This window comes from Pseudomonas sp. 37 R 15 (assembly GCF_900004865.1).
Lineage (GTDB): Bacteria > Pseudomonadota > Gammaproteobacteria > Pseudomonadales > Pseudomonadaceae > Aquipseudomonas > Aquipseudomonas fluorescens_AM.
In genome coordinates this window covers 48,128-66,262 of the sequence record NZ_CVTV01000051.1, presented here as the reverse complement: position 1 = coordinate 66,262, position 18,135 = coordinate 48,128, and the positions used below count along the sequence as shown (strand labels likewise).

The 18,135-nt window shown below is 62.0% G+C and carries 15 protein-coding genes; 10 read left to right on the top strand and 5 right to left on the bottom strand.

Annotated features, from left to right (window positions below; translation table 11 throughout):
- Positions 1 to 149: 149 nt before the first annotated feature.
- Positions 150 to 1,802, bottom strand: coding sequence for an acyl-CoA dehydrogenase family protein (locus tag BFQ04_RS18690; protein WP_065952078.1), 1,653 nt, complete (start codon positions 1,800 to 1,802; stop codon positions 150 to 152).
- Between the two features lie 67 nt (positions 1,803 to 1,869).
- Entirely contained in the window at positions 1,870 to 4,269 is a 2,400-nt protein-coding gene (locus BFQ04_RS18685) for a hybrid sensor histidine kinase/response regulator (RefSeq protein WP_065952077.1), read from the bottom strand.
- Positions 4,270 to 4,546: 277 nt separating this feature from the next.
- Between BFQ04_RS18685 and BFQ04_RS18680 the strand changes: the two genes are divergently transcribed.
- The 4 genes from BFQ04_RS18680 (at position 4,547) to BFQ04_RS18665 (ending at position 8,071) form a co-directional block, all read left to right on the top strand.
- On the top strand, positions 4,547 to 5,344 hold the full coding sequence (locus tag BFQ04_RS18680) for a hydroxymethylpyrimidine/phosphomethylpyrimidine kinase (protein ID WP_065952076.1): 798 nt from the start codon (positions 4,547 to 4,549) through the stop codon (positions 5,342 to 5,344).
- Positions 5,345 to 5,362: 18 nt separating this feature from the next.
- Positions 5,363 to 5,986, top strand: a complete 624-nt coding sequence (thiE, locus tag BFQ04_RS18675) for a thiamine phosphate synthase (RefSeq protein WP_065952075.1) — start codon at positions 5,363 to 5,365, stop codon at positions 5,984 to 5,986.
- A 19-nt stretch (positions 5,987 to 6,005) separates the two neighbouring features.
- Positions 6,006 to 7,289, top strand: coding sequence for a glutamate-1-semialdehyde 2,1-aminomutase (gene hemL, locus BFQ04_RS18670; protein ID WP_065952074.1), 1,284 nt, complete (start codon positions 6,006 to 6,008; stop codon positions 7,287 to 7,289).
- Between the two features lie 227 nt (positions 7,290 to 7,516).
- Positions 7,517 to 8,071, top strand: coding sequence for a tetratricopeptide repeat protein (locus tag BFQ04_RS18665; protein ID WP_065886862.1), 555 nt, complete (start codon positions 7,517 to 7,519; stop codon positions 8,069 to 8,071).
- Positions 8,072 to 8,092: 21 nt separating this feature from the next.
- On the opposite strand, the gene BFQ04_RS18660 is transcribed toward BFQ04_RS18665, so the two are convergent.
- Positions 8,093 to 8,419 carry a DUF1820 family protein gene (locus BFQ04_RS18660; RefSeq protein ID WP_003194436.1) on the bottom strand — a complete coding sequence of 109 codons (327 nt, stop codon included), beginning with the start codon at positions 8,417 to 8,419 and terminating at the stop codon, positions 8,093 to 8,095.
- 131 nt (positions 8,420 to 8,550) lie between these two features.
- Between BFQ04_RS18660 and miaB the strand changes: the two genes are divergently transcribed.
- From miaB to lnt, 5 genes are all read left to right on the top strand, one after another.
- Positions 8,551 to 9,879 (top strand): tRNA (N6-isopentenyl adenosine(37)-C2)-methylthiotransferase MiaB, encoded by a 1,329-nt coding sequence (gene miaB / locus BFQ04_RS18655; RefSeq protein WP_065952073.1) that lies wholly within the window; start codon positions 8,551 to 8,553, stop codon positions 9,877 to 9,879.
- Positions 9,880 to 10,103: 224 nt separating this feature from the next.
- Positions 10,104 to 11,108, top strand: coding sequence for a PhoH family protein (locus BFQ04_RS18650; RefSeq protein ID WP_065952072.1), 1,005 nt, complete (start codon positions 10,104 to 10,106; stop codon positions 11,106 to 11,108).
- Positions 11,101 to 11,559 carry an rRNA maturation RNase YbeY gene (gene ybeY / locus BFQ04_RS18645; RefSeq protein WP_065952071.1) on the top strand — a complete coding sequence of 153 codons (459 nt, stop codon included), beginning with the start codon at positions 11,101 to 11,103 and terminating at the stop codon, positions 11,557 to 11,559. The genes BFQ04_RS18650 and ybeY overlap by 8 nt, the downstream gene beginning before the upstream one ends.
- A gap of 42 nt (positions 11,560 to 11,601) precedes the next feature.
- Positions 11,602 to 12,441: an HlyC/CorC family transporter gene (locus tag BFQ04_RS18640; RefSeq protein ID WP_065952070.1), complete on the top strand. Its 840-nt coding sequence runs from the start codon at positions 11,602 to 11,604 to the stop codon at positions 12,439 to 12,441.
- Between the two features lie 8 nt (positions 12,442 to 12,449).
- Positions 12,450 to 13,973 carry an apolipoprotein N-acyltransferase gene (gene lnt, locus BFQ04_RS18635; protein ID WP_065952069.1) on the top strand — a complete coding sequence of 508 codons (1,524 nt, stop codon included), beginning with the start codon at positions 12,450 to 12,452 and terminating at the stop codon, positions 13,971 to 13,973.
- Positions 13,974 to 14,093: 120 nt separating this feature from the next.
- Here the strand turns inward: lnt and BFQ04_RS18630 are convergent, their stop codons facing one another.
- Both BFQ04_RS18630 and BFQ04_RS18625 read right to left on the bottom strand, forming a co-directional pair.
- Positions 14,094 to 14,855: a YdcF family protein gene (locus BFQ04_RS18630; protein WP_065952068.1), complete on the bottom strand. Its 762-nt coding sequence runs from the start codon at positions 14,853 to 14,855 to the stop codon at positions 14,094 to 14,096.
- A gap of 95 nt (positions 14,856 to 14,950) precedes the next feature.
- Positions 14,951 to 15,268, bottom strand: a complete 318-nt coding sequence (locus tag BFQ04_RS18625; RefSeq protein WP_065952067.1) for a hypothetical protein — start codon at positions 15,266 to 15,268, stop codon at positions 14,951 to 14,953.
- A gap of 260 nt (positions 15,269 to 15,528) precedes the next feature.
- On the opposite strand from BFQ04_RS18625, the gene leuS reads away from it, so the two are divergent.
- Positions 15,529 to 18,135: a leucine--tRNA ligase gene (leuS, locus tag BFQ04_RS18620; RefSeq protein ID WP_065952066.1), complete on the top strand. Its 2,607-nt coding sequence runs from the start codon at positions 15,529 to 15,531 to the stop codon at positions 18,133 to 18,135.

Sequence of the window (18,135 nt, the reverse complement as noted above, 5' to 3'; positions counted from 1 at the left end):
ATCCAGGCTCCACTGAAACAGTCGGATTGGAATGCTGTTGATAATGTGGGAGGGGGCTTGCCCCAGATGGCTGAGTATCAGCCACCAGATGCAGTGGCTGACACACTGCTATCGGGGGCAAGCCCCCTCCCACACTTGACCGCACTCATTCAAGGAAATGGCGGGGTTGAACGGGCTACAAGCGCTTCCACATCCACCCCTCGCGGCAAGGCGCCGTAGACCCGGCCCGATGACTCACCCAACCGACTGGCCACAAACCCATCGCTGACCGTCGCATTACCGGCCTCCAGCAGCAACTTGGCCTGCAACGCCAGGGCGATATCTTCGGTGAGCTGACGGGCGCGGTATTGGATATCCTGGGTGTCCATGAACGCTGACTTCAACCGCTCGATATGGCGCGCCAGTCGGGGGTCGCCATGCCCGTCGCCCAGCTCGACAAACAACGCTTCCAACACACCGGGTTCCTTGGACAATGCCCGCAGCACGTCCAGGCATTGCACGTTGCCGGAACCTTCCCACGTCGAATTCACCGGTGCCTCACGGTACAGACGCGGCAGGATGCTGTCCTCGACATAGCCGGCACCGCCCATGCATTCGCCAGCTTCATTGATCATCGCCGGCGCCCGTTTGCAGATCCAATACTTGCCCACCGCCGTCACCAGCCGGGCGAATTTGGCCTCCCGTTCATCGTCCAAGTGATCCAGCGCGCGGCCCATGCGCAGGCTCAAGGCCAACGCCGCCTCACTTTCCAGGGCCAGGTCGGCGAGCACGTTCTGCATCAGCGGCTGTTCGCTCAGCACGCGGCCGCCGACCGAGCGATGGGCGCAGTGATGGCTGGCCTGGGTCAATGCCTGGCGCATCAGCGCGCTGGAGCCGACCATGCAATCGAAGCGGGTCATGGCGACCATCTCGATGATGGTCGGCACACCGCGCCCCTCTTCACCGATCATCCAGGCCAGGGCGCCGCGAAACTCCACCTCACTGGAGGCATTGGAGCAGTTGCCGAGTTTGTTTTTCAAACGCTGGATATAGAACTCGTTGCGCGTGTCATCCGGGCGATGCCGGGGCAGCAGGAAACAGGTCAGGCCCTTGTCGGTCTGGGCCAGGGTGAGGAACCCGTCACACATCGGCGCCGAGCAGAACCATTTGTGGCCGACCAGTTCATAGGCCTGCCCCGGACCGCCCGCGCCCACCGGGTAGGCGCGGGTGGTGTTGGCGCGCACGTCGGTGCCGCCCTGTTTTTCGGTCATGGCCATGCCGATTGTGGCGCCGCCTTTGTGGGCAATGCCGATGTTGCGCGGGTCGTATTGGGTCGAGAGGATCTTCGGCAGCCAGATGTCCGCCAGGTCTGGCTGCAACTGCAAGGCCGGGACGCAGGCGAAGGTCATGGTCAGCGGGCAGCCGCTGCCGGCTTCGGCCTGGGTGTGCAGATAGGTCATGGCCGCGCGCGCCACGTGGGCGCCGGATTGCGGATGGGCCCACGGCAGCGAGGGCAGGCCGTGTTCGACGGCGGTGCGCATCAGTTCGTGGTAGGCGGGGTGAAACTCCACCAGGTCAATCCGGTGACCATAACGGTCATGGCTGCTGAACACCGGCTTGTTCTGATTGGCCAGGAAGCCGGCCTCCATCAGCGGCCCGCCGGCCAATGCACCATAGGCATCGATACGCGATTCGGCCCAGCCGGCGCCAAAGCGACGCGCCCACTCTTGCAGGGGCAGATCGATGCGATACAGGTTGGTGCCGTCCAGGGACGGTGGCTGGTTGGTGACGTCGTGGGTTTCGGCAAACCGGTGCAGGTTCATGACGGGCCTCCTGGAAAAAGACCACGTGATATCGAGGCCTGATTTTCAGTTAAGCACGTCTGCAAGGTTAAAAAAGTGGCATACGTGCCGAACTCTCGGCGCTTTCGCCCTCTGGCGGACACAGTACGAGACGCTCCAACACGGCCTGCAACGCCTCGAACCGTACCGGCTTGGCCAAGTGCTCGCTCATGCCGATGCCATGGCAGCGCTCGCGGTCTGTGACATTAGGTGCAGTGCTCATGCCGATCACCGCCAACTCACCGCAGCCCGGCAAGGCACGAATCTGACAGCACAACGAGAAGCCGCCCTCAGGCACATCCAGCACCACCGCATCAAACCTGTTCTCATGCAAAGCGGTCAGTGCAGCCGGACCACCATCCACGGCTTTGACCCGGTAACCCAGTTTGAGCAGCATGCCCCGCACCGCCAGTTGCACCACACTGTTGTCGTCCACCAGCAGCACCGTGCAATCCTGCGGCGCGCGTTGCACAGGCAGCGACTGCCCGGCCGGCTTGGGCGCAGGCGGCATCGGCTTGACGTCCACTTCCAGTTGGAAACGACTGCCCCGGCGTGGTTCCGAATGATGGGTGAGACGCCCGCCCACCAGCTCGATCAACTGTCGGCAAATCGCCAGGCCGATGCCCAGCCCGCCGTATTCACGGGTCATCGAACCGTCGAGCTGGAAGAAGCGCTGGTACAGCGTGGCTTCGTCGAGGAAGGCGAAGCCGATACCGGTGTCGGTCACGATAAAGCTCAGGTGCAAGCTGCCATCGGCTTGGGGGATGCCCACCACACGCAAGCGCACCGCGCCGTGGTGGGTGAACTTGAAGGCGTTGTCCAGCAGGCAATCCAGGCACTGGATCAGTTTGTCGGCGTCGCCGATCACGCGGTCCGGCACCGCATCGGCAACGTCAATGGAAAACTCCAGGCCTTTGGCCTGGGCACTGGGAATGAACTGTTGGCGCAAGGTTTCAAGCGCGCCGCGCAGGCCGAACGCCTGGGGTCGAGCAACCAGGCGGCCGGCCTGCAATTCCGTCAGGGTGAGAATGCCATTGACCATGCGCATCATGTCCCGCGCCGAACCGGCGGCGGTTTGCTGGTACTGCGCCAGGTCGTCGCCCAGGGATTCGGTTTGCATCAGTTCAAGGGAGCCGATCACGCCGTTCATCGGCGTGCGTAACTCATGGGTCAAGGTGGCGAGGAATTCATCCTTGAGCCGGTTGCTGCGGGCCAGTTGCTGGTTGAGCACTTCGAGCTTCTGGCTGGCGTCGAACAGGATCTGCGCCTGCTGCTCGCGCATACCATTGATGCGGTCGGCCAGGGCCAGGGACAGCAGCGCGACTTCAATGGCCGAGCCGATCTGGCTGGCATACATCGTGAGGAATACGTTGGGCAAGTAGCCCAGCACCATCAGCGTATTGACCACGCCTCCGAGCAAAAACGCCGACCAGGCGATGATGAAATACCGCGCCATGCGCTGGCCGCAATACCAGGCTTTGATCGCGGTCACGAAGATGGTTACGGTGAATACCAATGCCAGGCCGGTGGCCAGGCGCAGGGCCACCGCGTAGCTGGTCAGCAGCGCCAGCGCCATGACCAGCCCGCCGCAGGCCGCCAGCGCCAGCAGGATGCGGTCGAGCCAGCGGCTGTGCTGCGCGGTGTGCAGGAAACTGCGCGCGAACAGGCTGCCGAACAAGGCGGCCGCGCCGATCAGAAACGGCACCGCCGCATTCGCCCACCATGGATTGTTCGGCCAGAAGTATTCCACGGCCACGCCGTTGACCGACAGTTGATACAGGCCGAACGAGGCAATGTAGAGGATGTAATAGAGGTAGCTGGTGTCGCGCACGCTCAAATAAATGAACAGGTTGTAAATCAGCATGCCCAGCAACACGCCGTAGATCGCGCCCAGCACATACAAGCGCAGCGGCTGCTCTTCCATATAGGCGGTGCCCGCCCACAGGGTCAATGGCGCCTGGATCGAGCCCTGGCTTTGCAAGCGCAGGTAGACCGTCTGCCGCTGGTCGGGCACGAAGTTGAGCTTGAACAGGTAGTTGCTCTGTCGCACCTCGCGGCTGGAAAACGCTAACGCGCTGCCGGTGCGGGTGGTGAGGCGGTAATTGCCGGTGCCGTCGTTCTGGTACAGATCCAGGCGATTGAGCGGCGGGTAAGCCAGTTCCAGAAACCAGGTACGCGGGGAGCGTGGGTCAACGGCGGTGTAATGAAGGTTGACCTTCAGCCAGAACACCGAGTGCGAATACCCGGCATTGAGGGTGGGCTTGTCATGGGTCCTGAATTGGGCGGCGTAGGCAGGAGAGCTGACGTCGGCGATGGTGAGGGCGCCGGTTGGGTCTTCGAGCACTTGCATGACCCGGCCCAATGGCAGGCTTCGGGTGCTCTGATTGAACTCGACGGCGCCCGCCAGCAGCGGCAGCCCGCACAATAATAAAATCAGCAAATAGCGCATAGAGCCCCAGCGTGGCCTGACCGGTTATGGCAAAAAGCTCCCCCATTCCTTTTGAGAAGACGTACACCGGCAATACAGTAAGTTGTCTGGATCCACTCTAGCATAGCCGGTAAAGGCCATTGGACACCATTGGAACTATTTTTCGGATGGCCCTGGGACGAGGCTTTCAGCGCATTTGATGACAATTGTCAGCCACACGAAACGTCTCGGCGCAGCGCAACATTCAGCTATCGCCGGACAGCCACGCAAAAAGCGTTTGGTGGTAAGCTCGCGCACCATGAATATCTACAGCTCTCGCCCCGTTGTTCTCTGTCTCTCCGGCCATGATCCCAGTGGTGGCGCCGGCTTGCAGGCGGATATCGAAGCCCTGCTCGCCCAGGGCTGCCACGCCGCTACGGCCGTCACCGCGCTGACCGTGCAGAACACCGTCAATGTCAGTGACTTTCGTGTGCTCGACCGCGAGTGGGTGCTGGCCCAGGCCAACGCCGTGCTCGGCGACTCCGAAGTCGCGGCGGTCAAGCTGGGCATGCTGGGTTCCACCGCCATGGTCGACACCGTGGTCGAACTGCTGCAGGCGCACCCGCACCTGCCGGTGGTGTGCGACCCGGTGCTGCGTGCCGGCGGCGGTGGCAGCCTGGGCAAGGATGAGGTCGGCTATGCGATGCGCGAGCGGCTGTTGCCCCTGGCGCTGATCGCCACGCCCAACCTGCCCGAGGCACGCATGCTCGCCGAACTGCCTGACGGCAGCGCCGACGAATGCGCCGAGAAGCTGCTGCCCTACATCAAGCACCTGCTGATCACCGGCGGCCACGGCGATGAGCACGAAGTGCACAATCGCCTGTACAGCCGCGACGGCAGCCGTCATACCTATACGTGCCAGCGTTTGCCCGGCAGCTATCACGGCTCGGGATGCACGCTGGCCAGCACCCTTGCCGGGCGAATCGCCCAGGGTGAAGGGTTGGTGAGCGCCGTGCAGTCGGCACTCGACTACACCTGGCGCACCCTGCGTGACGCCGAACGACTCGGTCAGGGCCAGTTCGTGCCTCGCCGTCTGCCGCTGGATTTCTGCTCTTAATACCGAGAGGCCTGCCCGATGAAACTACGTGGCCTTTACGCCATTACCGACAGCCAGCTGTTGGCCGGCAAATTCCTCGTCTACGTCGAAGCGGCGTTGGACGGCGGCGTGACGTTGTTGCAGTACCGCGACAAAAGCAGCGACGAAGCGCGCCGCCTGCGAGAGGCGGAAAAGCTGCGGGAGCTGTGCTCGCGCTACAAGACCCAATTGATCATCAACGATGACGCCGAACTGGCCGCGCGCCTGGGCGTGGGCGTGCACCTGGGGCAGACCGACGGCCCGCTGACCCCGGCCCGGGCGCTGCTCGGTTCCAAAGCGATCATCGGCGCCACCTGCCATAGCCAGATCGAACTGGCCGAACAGGCCGCGAAGGAAGGCGCCAGTTACGTCGCCTTCGGTCGCTTCTTCAATTCCACGACCAAACCCGGCGCCCCGGCCGCCACCGTTGACATGTTGGCCGAGGCGCGCAAACGCCTGCACCTGCCCATCTGCGTGATCGGCGGCGTCACCCTGGAAAACGCCGAACCGCTGGTGGCCCACGGGGCCGACCTGCTCGCCGTGGTGCACGGCCTGTTCGGCGCCGACAGCCCCCAGGAAGTCACGCGCCGTGCCCGTGCTTTCAATGCCCTTCTCAAGATTTGATTTCAGAGAGACTTCCACCATGTCCCGTTCCGAAACCCTGTTTGCCAATGCCCAGAAACACATCCCCGGCGGTGTGAACTCCCCCGTGCGTGCGTTCAAGAGCGTGGGCGGCACGCCGCTGTTCTTCAAACATGCCGAAGGCGCCTATGTCACCGACGAAGATGACAAGCGCTACGTCGACTACGTCGGCTCCTGGGGCCCGATGATCCTCGGTCACAGCCACCCGGACGTGCTGGACGCCGTTCGCCAGCAACTGCAGCACGGTTTGTCCTACGGTGCCCCCACCGCGATGGAAACCGAGATGGCCGACCTGGTCTGCTCGATCGTGCCGTCGATGGAAATGGTGCGCATGGTCAGCTCCGGCACCGAAGCCACCATGAGCGCAATCCGCCTGGCCCGAGGCTTCACCGGTCGCGACAGCATCATCAAGTTCGAAGGTTGCTACCACGGCCACTCCGACAGCCTGTTGGTAAAAGCCGGTTCCGGCGCGCTGACCCAGGGCGTACCGAGTTCGGCCGGCGTGCCGGCGGCCTTCGCCAAACACACCCTGACCCTGCCGTTCAACGACATCGCTGCCGTCGAGCAGATGCTCGCTGACGTCGGCCAGGACGTGGCCTGCATCATCGTCGAGCCGGTCGCCGGCAACATGAATTGCGTCCCGCCGGCCCCAGGCTTTCTCGAAGGTCTGCGCGAGCAGTGCGACAAGCACGGCGTGGTGCTGATTTTTGACGAGGTGATGACCGGTTTCCGCGTCGCCCTCGGTGGCGCCCAGGCGCACTACGGCGTCACGCCGGACCTGAGCACCTTCGGCAAGATCATCGGCGGCGGCATGCCGGTGGGCTGCTTCGGCGGCAAGCGCGAGATCATGCAGCACATCGCCCCGCTGGGCCCGGTCTACCAGGCCGGCACGCTGTCGGGTAACCCGCTGGCGATGGCGGCCGGCCTGACCACCCTGCGCCTGATCAGCCGTCCGGGCTTCCATGCCGAGCTGACCGACTACACCACCCGCCTGCTGGACGGCCTGCAGGTGCGCGCCGATGCCGCCGGTATCCCGTTCGTCACCACGCAAGCCGGCGGCATGTTCGGCCTGTACTTCAGCGGCGCCGACGACATCGTTACCTTTGATGACGTCATGGGCAGCGATGCCGACCTGTTCAAGCGCTTCTTCCACCTGATGCTCGAAGGCGGCGTGTACCTGGCACCGAGTGCCTTCGAAGCCGGCTTCACGTCGATCGCCCATGGCGAAGCCGAGCTGAAGCTGACCCTGGATGCGGCCGAGCGCGCCTTCGCGGCCCTGAAATAAGGGATGGCAATCATCTGACGCTGCCCGTGTCGGCGTCAGATTTGCTACTTTGCCTACAGAGATTTCCCGGTTTTTTCGAGAATTTCCCTGCAATCCGGCAGATAACTTGCCCAAGCAGCAGAAAAACGAGTAAAGACTTTGTAAGCAGAGGCCTGCTTATTTCATAATGCGCGCTTATTGGACTCCCCCGAGGGTCCGCGCGCCCCGTCAGAGGTAAGTCGATTCCCATGAAACGCACCGGCCGCACCCTGGTTCTGGGCTGCCTGTTGCTCCTTCAGCCGCTGCTGGCGCATGCACAAGCAGGCGGCAACTCGTTGTTAATCCCAGCGATGGGTCGTTGCACCCTTAATACCCAGCCCGACACCCAGGCCGAGGCCCTGAGCGCGTGCCAGAAACAGGCTGACGAAGGGGATGCGCAAGCGCAATACGAGTTGGGCGAGTACTTTCACGACAGTAAAAACCCGGCCGTCGACCTCAACAAAGCGTTGAGCTACTTCGAAAAAGCTTCGCTGCAGGGCCACGCCCAGGCGCAATTCCAGCTCGGCAACATGTTCTTCCGTGGCGAAGGCGTACCGGCCAATAACGTTCAGGCCTACATCGTGTTGAAAATGGCGGCAGTCAATGGCGCCGAAGACGCGCTGGACACTGCCGACGAAGTGGCCGAGCACATGCAGCGCGATGAACTGGAAGTGGCAACTCAAGTGCTGGGGCAGATCTTCCGCAATTACCTGCAGGAATTGCAGAGCGCCGATGGGCGTTCGCCCTTTTCACCCCTACCCTGAATCTTCAGTGCGATTGAAGCCCTACTTCTCCGGCATCGGCATCGGAAACGGCATCACATTGCTGGTGCCCCGCGCCTCGCTGATCTTCGGCGTGCCCAGGCGCTCGACTTCATCGATGCGCACGATCGAATGCATCGGCACAAAGCTGCGCACCACGCCTTCGAACTGGGCCTTGAGCTTTTCTTCGCCCGGGTCGACGACCAATTGGGTCCGCTCGCCAAAGACGAACTCTTCCACCTCCAGAAAGCCCCACAGATCACTTTGATAGATCTGCTTGGCGTACATTTCGAACACCTGGCCTTGGTTGAGGAAAATCACCTTGTAGATTGGAGCTTCACGTTTGGTCATGGCGGGCGAGCAACACATCGCGGATATAAAAGAGGGCGCGAACTATAGCATGGCACCCGATGCACAGCGCTAGGAACCAATGGGCATGCCCCCTATAATGCGCGGTTCTTTACCACCAGTTGACGATACCCATGGCCAAGAAGCTTTACATCGAAACCCACGGTTGCCAGATGAACGAGTACGACAGCTCGCGCATGGTCGATCTGCTGGGCGAACACCAGGCCCTGGAAGTCACCGCCCGCGCCGAAGATGCCGACGTGATCCTGCTCAATACCTGCTCGATCCGCGAGCGGGCCCAGGACCGTGTGTACTCGCAGCTGGGCCGCTGGCGCGAATTGAAGCTGGCCAACCCGGACATGGTGATCGCCGTCGGCGGTTGCGTGGCCAGCCAGGAAGGCGCCGCGATCCGCGACCGCGCACCCTATGTCGACGTGGTCTTCGGCCCGCAAACCCTGCACCGCCTGCCGGAAATGATCGACGCCGCGCGCCTCACCAAGCTGCCGCAAGTGGACGTGTCGTTTCCCGAAATCGAGAAATTCGACCATTTGCCCGAGCCGCGCATCGACGGGCCAAGTGCCTACGTGTCGGTGATGGAAGGCTGCAGCAAGTACTGCACCTTCTGTGTAGTGCCCTACACCCGTGGCGAAGAAGTCAGCCGGCCGTTTGACGATGTGCTGTCGGAAATCATCCATTTGGCCGAAAACGGCGTGCGTGAAGTCACCCTGCTGGGCCAGAACGTCAACGGTTACCGTGGCCAGACCGACGATGGGCGCCTGGCTGACCTGGCGGAGTTGATCCGCGTGGTTGCCGCCGTCGATGGCATCGAGCGCATCCGCTACACCACTTCGCACCCGCTGGAGTTTTCCGACAGCCTGATCCAGGCCCATGCCGACGTGCCGGAGCTGGTCAAACACCTGCATCTGCCCGTGCAGTCGGGCTCGGACCGCATCCTGTCGGCCATGAAACGCAACCACACGGCCCTGGAGTACAAATCCAAGCTGCGCAAATTGCGCGCCGCAGTGCCAGGCATCTGCATCAGCTCGGACTTTATCGTCGGTTTCCCTGGCGAAACCGAGAAAGACTTCGAGCAGACCATGAAGCTGATCGAGGACGTCGGCTTCGACTTCTCCTACTCGTTCGTCTACAGCCAGCGCCCGGGCACCCCAGCGGCCGACCTGCCAGACGACACCCCGGAAGCCTTGAAAAAAGAACGCTTGAATGCGCTGCAACATCGGCTGAATCAGCAGGGTTTCGAGATCAGCCGACAAATGGTCGGTTCGATCCAGCGCATCCTGGTGACCGATTACTCGAAAAAGGACCCCGGCGAATTGCAGGGTCGCACCGAGAACAACCGCATCGTCAACTTCCGCTGCGACAACCCGACCTTGATCGGCCAGTTTGCCGATGTACACATCGATGCGGCGCAACCGCACTCGTTGCGCGGTTCGCTGATCAACTGACGACCCCGGCTGCCAAGGCAAGTGCAGAACTGGTGTGGGAGGGGCTTGCCCCCGATTGGGGTGTCTGAGTACCAAATGTGCCGGCTGACACTCCGCCATCGGGGGCAAGCCCCCTCCCACATTGAATCCATGCAACATTCCGATGACGTAAGTGCTTTCGTACCCGCGCCACTGGCGTTATTCTCTGTTTCACCTCAACAGCCAAAGGGCGGCTAAAAGCGACCTTGAACGCACCTACAGTAGAACCCCATCGTTTTCTCCTCGAGCCGTTTGAGGCTCGCCGTTTCGCCAACCTGTGCGGACAGTTCGACGAGCACCTGCGCCTGATCGAACAACGCCTGAGCATCGAGATCCGCAACCGCGGCAATCAGTTCGAGCTTATTGGTGAACCCCAACACACCACGTCTGCGGAAAACCTGCTGCGTCGCCTCTACCGCGAAACCAAGGGCAGTGAGCTGTCGCCGGAAACGGTGCACCTGTACCTGCAGGAATCCGCCGTGCAAGACCTGGCCAACAACCCGGTGGCCGAAGCCAGCGTGGCCTTGCGTACCAAAAAAGGCATGATTCGCCCGCGCGGCTTGAATCAGCAGAAGTACGTCAAGGAAATCCTCGGCAACGACATCAACTTCGGCATCGGCCCGGCCGGTACCGGCAAGACCTACCTGGCCGTGGCCTGCGCGGTGGATGCCCTGGAGCGCGAACAGGTTCGCCGCATCCTGCTGGTGCGCCCGGCGGTCGAAGCGGGTGAAAAACTCGGCTTCCTGCCCGGCGACCTGGCCCAGAAGATCGACCCGTACCTGCGCCCGCTCTACGACGCGCTGTACGAGATGCTCGGCTTTGAATACGTGGCCAAGCTGATCGAGCGTCAGGTGATCGAAATCGCCCCGTTGGCCTACATGCGCGGTCGCACCTTGAACAACAGCTTCATCATCCTCGACGAAAGCCAGAACACCACGGTCGAGCAGATGAAGATGTTCCTCACCCGTATCGGTTTCGGCTCCACGGCCGTGATTACCGGTGACGTCACCCAGGTCGACCTGCCCAAGGGCACCAAGTCGGGGCTGGCGCAGGTGATCGAGGTGCTCAAGGATGTACCGGGCATCAGCTTCACGCACTTCATGCCCAAGGACGTGGTGCGCCATCCACTGGTGCAGCGCATCGTAGAAGCCTACGAGCGTTTCGACCACAAGGACGACGTACCGACCCAGGACACGCGCCGCGATGCTTGAGCTTGACCTGCAACTGGCCAGCGAAGCGCCCGCCCCCAACGAAGCACAGTTTCGTCAATGGTGCGCCCTGGCCCTGCGCCAGCGCACTGCCGACTCGGAACTGACCATCCGTCTGGTGGATGAGCCGGAAGGTCGAGCACTGAACCACACCTGGCGTCAAAAGGACTACGCGACCAACGTGTTGTCCTTCCCCGCCGACGTACCCGACGAATTCCTGGATATCCCGCTGCTGGGCGACCTGGTGATCTGCGTCGACGTGGTGGAACGCGAAGCGCGCGAACAAGGCAAGGAACTTGAGGCCCACTGGGCCCATCTAGTCATCCACGGCTGCTTGCATCTCTTGGGTTACGACCATATAGACGATGACGAAGCCGAGGAAATGGAAGCACTGGAACGAACGTTGCTTGCGGAACTGGGGCATCGCGACCCGTACGCAGACGACGAAAACTGATCAACACTCAACTGTCATATCAAAGGATTTAGAGTAATCGCTATGAGCGAAGACCGATCGAGCAACGGGCAAAAGTCATGGCTGGGTAAACTGACCCAGGCTTTTGCCCACGAGCCGAAAAACCGCCAGGAGCTGCTGGAGCTGCTGCGCGAGGCCCACCAGAACAAGTTGCTGGACAGCGAAGCGCTGGCCATCGTCGAAGGCGCCATCCAGGTGGCTGACCTGCAAGTACGCGACATCATGGTGCCGCGCTCGCAGATGATCAGCATCAAGGCGACCCAGACCCCACGGGAATTCCTCCCAGCCGTGATCGACTCGGCGCACTCGCGCTACCCGGTGATCGGCGAAAGCCATGACGACGTCATGGGCGTCCTGTTGGCCAAGGACCTGTTGCCGCTGATCCTCAAGGAGAACGGCGACAACTTCAACATCAAGGACCTGCTGCGCCCGGCCACCTTCGTGCCTGAATCCAAGCGCCTGAATGTGCTGCTGCGTGAATTTCGCGCCAACCACAATCACATGGCCATTGTGATCGACGAATACGGCGGCGTGGCCGGCCTGGTGACCATCGAAGACGTACTGGAGCAGATCGTCGGCGACATCGAAGACGAGCACGACGTCGAAGAAGACAGCTACATCAAGCCACTGCCCAGCGGCGACTTCCTGATCAAGGCATTGACGCCCATCGAGAACTTCAATGAGTTCTTCGACAGCGAATTTTCCGACGATGAGTTCGACACCGTCGGCGGCCTGGTGATGAGTGCGTTCGGGCATCTGCCCAAGCGTAACGAGACCACTGAGATCGGCGCCTATCGCTTCCGCATTTTGAATGCCGATAGCCGCCGGATTCACTTGATTCGCCTGACACCTGTTTCCCGCTAAGGATTGATATGCGCCGTCTGACCCGCCCCGGCTGGCCCGGTAATTTGCTGGCCGTGGTGGCCGGCGCCATCACTACCCTGGCGCTGGCGCCGTTCGATATATGGCCGCTGGCGCTGGTAGCGGTCGGTCTGTTCTATATCGGCCTGCGTGAGCTCACACCCCGGCAGGCCCTGGGCCGCGGCTGGTGTTTCGGTTTCGGCCTGTTTGGCGCCGGCACCAGCTGGATCTACTACAGCATCCACCACTTCGGCGGCGCTTCGGTGCTGCTGGCGGGGTTCCTGATGCTGCTGTTCACCGCCGCCATCGCCTGGTTCTTCGCCCTGCCCGCCTGGTTGTGGGCGCGCTGGCTGCGCCGCAATGAAGCGCCATTGGCCGATGCACTGACGTTCGCGGCCTTGTGGGTCGGCCAGGAAGCCTTTCGCGGTTGGTTCCTCACCGGTTTCCCGTGGCTGTATTCGGGCTACAGTCAACTCGATGGCCCGCTGACCGGCCTCGCGCCATTGGGCGGAATGTGGCTGATTTCGTTCGCACTGGCGTTGACCGCCGCCCTGCTGTGCAACCTGCCGCGCCTGCTGGCGGGCCAGCGCAACAGCTTTATCGCGGCCGGCCTGGTGCTGCTCGTCGCGCCGTGGGCCATCGGCCTGGCGCTCAAGCATCACGCCTGGACCTCGCCCTCCGGCCCGCCCCTGAGCGTGGCCGCCATTCAGGGCAACGTCGAACAAAGCATGAAGTGGGACCCCGAGCAGCTCAACGCGCAACTGGCGCTGTACCGCGACATGAGTTTGAGCTCCAAACGCGTCGATCTGCTGGTGTGGCCGGAAACCGCCGTACCGGTACTCAAGGAGTCGGTCGAAGGCTACCTGGGCATGATGGGCAAGTTTGCCTCCGAGCGTAATACCGCACTGATCACCGGGGTACCGATTCGCGAGGAGGTGCGCCACGAGAAGCGCTACTTCAACGGCATCACGGTGGTCGGCGAAGGTGACGGCACCTACCTCAAGCAGAAGCTGGTGCCTTTCGGTGAGTACGTGCCGCTGCAGGATATGCTGCGCGGGTTGATCGCCTTCTTCGACCTGCCGATGTCGGACTTCGCCCGCGGCCCATCCGACCAACCCATGCTCCAGGCCAAGGGTTATCAGATTGCGCCGTTCATCTGCTATGAAGTGGTGTACCCGGAGTTCGCTGCCGGCCTGTCGGCCCAGAGCGACCTGCTGCTGACGATCAGCAACGATACCTGGTTCGGCCGCTCGATCGGCCCGCTGCAGCATCTGCAAATGGCGCAGATGCGTGCACTTGAAGCCGGACGCTGGATGATCCGCGCCACCAACAACGGCGTGACCGGCCTGATCAACCCGTTTGGGCAGATCACCGCCCAGATCCCGCAATTCGAGCGCGGCATTCTTTATGGGGAAGTGGTGCCGATGCACAACCTGACGCCTTACCTGCAATGGCGCTCGTGGCCGTTGATCATTGTGTGCCTGCTGCTGTTTGGCTGGGCGCTGCTGGCCGCCCGCATGGCCAAAACCGTCTGACGGCCAACACATAACCAATGTGGGAGGGGGCTTGCCCCGATTGCGGTGTATCAGTATCAAATGTACTGACTGACACACTGCTATCGGGGGCAAGCCCCCTCCCACATTTGTCCTGCGGTGTTATCTGTAGAACAACCTATACCCCACCTGCCCCACCGCCTCATTGATCAACTGCCCGCTCTGCCACACCGACTTGACCTCCGGCATCCACCCGCCAAGCGGTCGACCGTGATCCACGCCTAGAAACCCCACCGGCCCGGGCACCACGGTGAAGCCGGCCTTCTCAAAGCTCCACACCGAACGCGGCATGTGCCACGCCTGGGTCACCACCACCACGCGCTTGATGCCTTGAGGCAACAGAATCTCGGCGCTCATCTGCGCATTTTCCCAGGTGGTGCGGCTGCGCTCTTCCTTCCAGCGCACCGTGACGCCGAAGTCATCCTGCATCGACACCGCCATCAGCTCCGCCTCGCTGGGCGGTGTGCCGTAGTGCAGGCCGCCGGTGGTCAACACCGGCAACCCGGACGCCTTGGCCAGACGCGCCGCGTAACGCTCACGCTCCAGGCCGATACCGGTGGGCTGGTCAGAGCCCCACGCAAGGTCGCCGCGCTCACGACCGGAGCCCAGCACCACAATCGCATCGGCGCGCTGGGCCAGGTTTGCCCAGTCTTCGCGGGCCAACGGCGGCGCTGTCTCCAGGGCATGTGCGCCCCACTGCACCATCACCGGCAGGCTGATCAACCACATCCCGCCCAATCCCAAGGCAAAGCAACACCCGGCCAGGCGCGGGCGACTGCGGCGAAACCACCAGGCAAGCGCCAGCAACAGCAGGAAAATACCGGGCGGCAACAACAATTGTTTAATGAAATAACGAAAAGGCATCGGGCATCTCCAAAGATGCCCGAAGCCTAGATGCAACGGGGTTCAGCAACAATCCTTACGAGCATATTTTGTAAACATCAACGGATAACGCGGGGTCACTTGCACCGTATCGACCGGACATTTTCCGGGCTGCGACCGGCCGCCAGATCCTTCAGCCACACTACCTTGGCCGAACGAGGCGACTCGTGGGCCGGCGGGGATGCCGGCCCATGAGCGGCGCGCTGGTGGTGCAATTCCAGATAGCGCTTGATCAGTTCAAGCTCTGCCTGGCTCAAGCCTCGCAACTCCAGTTCCAGAGGCCGTTCATCACGCAATCGGCCTGCGGTTCTTGCGGCATCCAATGCCCGACCCAAACGGTCGATCAGTCCTTCATATAACTGCGGTTTCGTCAAAGTTCGCTGCGATTCAGCCATCCCCTCACCTCATTGAAGAAATACTTGCTCCCCAATAAACAGCGTAGCCCCCGTGGCTGCACCTGCCCGGTGCCGCGACAGACGGCCTGGCCTGCGCAATCAGGGTTTCCCTCGATAGAGTGGGGTCATGTATGCTACGGCGCTTCCTGTAACTCCACTTCCCGCAGGGTTTGGGCATGGACGCGCCGCTTTTGGTGTCGATCAACCCGAACGTTGCACCGAAGAGGATTAGGCCACCCCTATCCAGTTCAAAAGTAGCCATGCACGAACAATATCAGCCCCGCGAAATAGAAAATGCCGCACAAACCTTCTGGGACGAGCAAAAGTCCTTTGAAGTCAGCGAACAGCCAGGCAAGGAGACGTTCTATTGCCTATCGATGTTCCCTTACCCCAGCGGCAAGCTACACATGGGGCACGTGCGTAACTACACCATCGGCGACGTGATTTCCCGCTACCAGCGCATGCTCGGCAAGAACGTTCTGCAACCCATGGGTTGGGACGCTTTCGGCATGCCGGCGGAAAACGCCGCGATGAAAAACAACGTGGCGCCCGCCAAGTGGACCTACGAAAACATCGCCTACATGAAGACCCAGCTGCGCAGCCTGGGCCTGGCGGTGGACTGGTCCCGCGAAGTGACCACCTGTAAGCCGGACTACTACCGCTGGGAACAATGGCTGTTCACTCGCCTGTTCGAAAAAGGCGTGATCTACAAAAAAAGCGGCACCGTGAACTGGGACCCGATCGACCAGACCGTACTGGCCAACGAACAGGTCATCGACGGTCGCGGCTGGCGCTCCGGCGCGTTGATCGAAAAACGCGAAATCCCGATGTACTACTTCAAGATCACCGCTTACGCGGATGAACTCTTGTCGAGTCTGGACGACTTGCCGGGCTGGCCTGAACAGGTCAAGACCATGCAGCGCAACTGGATCGGCAAATCCAAGGGCATGGAAGTGCAGTTCCCGTACAACGTCGACTCGATCGGCGAAGCGGGCGCACTCAAGGTCTTCACGACCCGTCCGGACACCCTGATGGGCGCGACCTACGTTGCCGTGGCCGCCGAACACCCGCTGGCTACCCAGGCCGCACAGAACAACCCCGAGCTGCAGGCGTTCATCGCCGAATGCAAGGGCGGCAGCGTGGCCGAAGCCGACGTCGCCACCCAGGAGAAAAAAGGCCTGCCGACCGGGCTGTTCGTCGAGCACCCGCTGACGGGCGAGAAATTGCCGGTCTGGGTCGCCAACTACGTGCTCATGCATTACGGCGATGGCGCTGTAATGGCAGTCCCCGCTCACGACGAGCGCGACTTCGAATTCGCCACCAAGTACAGCCTGCCGATCAAGTCGGTGGTACGCACCAGCGCGGGCGACACCAGCCCGGCCCCGTGGCAGGACGCCTATGGCGAGCACGGTGAGCTGATCAACTCCGGCGAATTCGACGGCCTGGACTTCCAGGGCGCTTTCGACGCCATCGAAGTCGCCCTGATCAAGAAAAATCTCGGTGCCTCGCGCACCCAGTTCCGCCTGCGCGACTGGGGCATCAGCCGTCAACGGTACTGGGGCTGCCCGATCCCGATCATCCACTGCGAAAGCTGTGGCGACGTGCCAGTACCGGAAGACCAATTGCCGGTCGTCCTGCCCGAAGACGTCGTACCGGACGGCGCCGGTTCGCCATTGGCGCGCATGCCCGAGTTCTACGAATGCAGCTGCCCGAAATGCGGCCAGCCTGCCAAGCGTGAAACCGACACCATGGACACCTTCGTGGAGTCCTCGTGGTACTACGCCCGCTACGCCTCGCCGCACTATGAAGGTGGCCTGGTCGAGAAATCCGCAGCCGACCACTGGTTGCCGGTGGACCAGTACATCGGCGGTATCGAACACGCCATCCTGCACCTGCTGTACGCACGTTTCTTCCACAAGCTGATGCGTGACGAAGGCCTGGTCAGCTCCGACGAGCCGTTCAAGAACCTGCTGACCCAAGGCATGGTGATCGCCGAGACCTACTACCGCCGCGAAGCCAATGGCGCCTACACCTGGTTCAACCCGGCGGACGTCGAGCTCGAGCGTGACAGCAAAGCCAAGGTCATCAGCGCCAAGCTCAAATCCGACGGCCTGCCGGTGGAAATCGGCGGCACCGAAAAGATGGCCAAGTCGAAAAACAACGGCGTCGACCCGCAATCGATGATCGATCAGTTCGGCGCCGACACTTGCCGCCTGTTCATGATGTTCGCCTCGCCGCCCGACATGAGCGCCGAATGGTCCGACTCCGGCGTCGAGGGCTCGCACCGCTTCCTCAAGCGCGTCTGGCGTCTGGCCCATGCCCACGTCAGCCAGGGCTTGCCGGGCAAGCTGGACGTCGCGACCTTGAATGATGAACAGAAAGCCATTCGTCGCAGCACCCACCTGGCTATCCGCCAGGCCAGTCAGGACGTAGGGCAGAACCACAAGTTCAACACCGCCATCGCCCAAGTGATGACGCTGATGAACGTGCTGGAAAAAGCCCCGCAGGCCACGGCACAGGATCGCGCATTGATCCAGGAAGGCCTGGAAACGGTTACCCTGCTGCTGGCGCCGATCACGCCGCACATCAGCCACGAACTGTGGAGCCGCCTGGGCCACAGCGGTGCCGTCATCGACGCCCGCTGGCCGGTGCAGGATGACAGCGCGCTGGTACAGGACACGCTGCAGTTGGTGATCCAGGTCAATGGCAAACTGCGCGGCCAGATCGACATGCCGGCCAGCGCCAGCCGTGAAGAAGTCGAAGCGGCTGCACGCTGCAACGAGAACGTGCTGCGCTTTACCGAAGGCCTGACGATCCGCAAAGTGATCGTAGTGCCCGGAAAACTGGTCAATATCGTCGCCAGCTAA

Coding starts and splice junctions, on each gene's coding strand:
- BFQ04_RS18690 (WP_065952078.1), bottom strand. CDS start 1,802: ATGAACCTGCACCGGTTTGCCGAAACCCACGACGTCACCAACCAGCCA.
- BFQ04_RS18685 (WP_065952077.1), bottom strand. CDS start 4,269: ATGCGCTATTTGCTGATTTTATTATTGTGCGGGCTGCCGCTGCTGGCG.
- BFQ04_RS18680 (WP_065952076.1), top strand. CDS start 4,547: ATGAATATCTACAGCTCTCGCCCCGTTGTTCTCTGTCTCTCCGGCCAT.
- thiE (WP_065952075.1), top strand. CDS start 5,363: ATGAAACTACGTGGCCTTTACGCCATTACCGACAGCCAGCTGTTGGCC.
- hemL (WP_065952074.1), top strand. CDS start 6,006: ATGTCCCGTTCCGAAACCCTGTTTGCCAATGCCCAGAAACACATCCCC.
- BFQ04_RS18665 (WP_065886862.1), top strand. CDS start 7,517: ATGAAACGCACCGGCCGCACCCTGGTTCTGGGCTGCCTGTTGCTCCTT.
- BFQ04_RS18660 (WP_003194436.1), bottom strand. CDS start 8,419: ATGACCAAACGTGAAGCTCCAATCTACAAGGTGATTTTCCTCAACCAA.
- miaB (WP_065952073.1), top strand. CDS start 8,551: ATGGCCAAGAAGCTTTACATCGAAACCCACGGTTGCCAGATGAACGAG.
- ybeY (WP_065952071.1), top strand. CDS start 11,101: ATGCTTGAGCTTGACCTGCAACTGGCCAGCGAAGCGCCCGCCCCCAAC.
- BFQ04_RS18640 (WP_065952070.1), top strand. CDS start 11,602: ATGAGCGAAGACCGATCGAGCAACGGGCAAAAGTCATGGCTGGGTAAA.
- lnt (WP_065952069.1), top strand. CDS start 12,450: ATGCGCCGTCTGACCCGCCCCGGCTGGCCCGGTAATTTGCTGGCCGTG.
- BFQ04_RS18630 (WP_065952068.1), bottom strand. CDS start 14,855: ATGCCTTTTCGTTATTTCATTAAACAATTGTTGTTGCCGCCCGGTATT.
- BFQ04_RS18625 (WP_065952067.1), bottom strand. CDS start 15,268: ATGGCTGAATCGCAGCGAACTTTGACGAAACCGCAGTTATATGAAGGA.
- leuS (WP_065952066.1), top strand. CDS start 15,529: ATGCACGAACAATATCAGCCCCGCGAAATAGAAAATGCCGCACAAACC.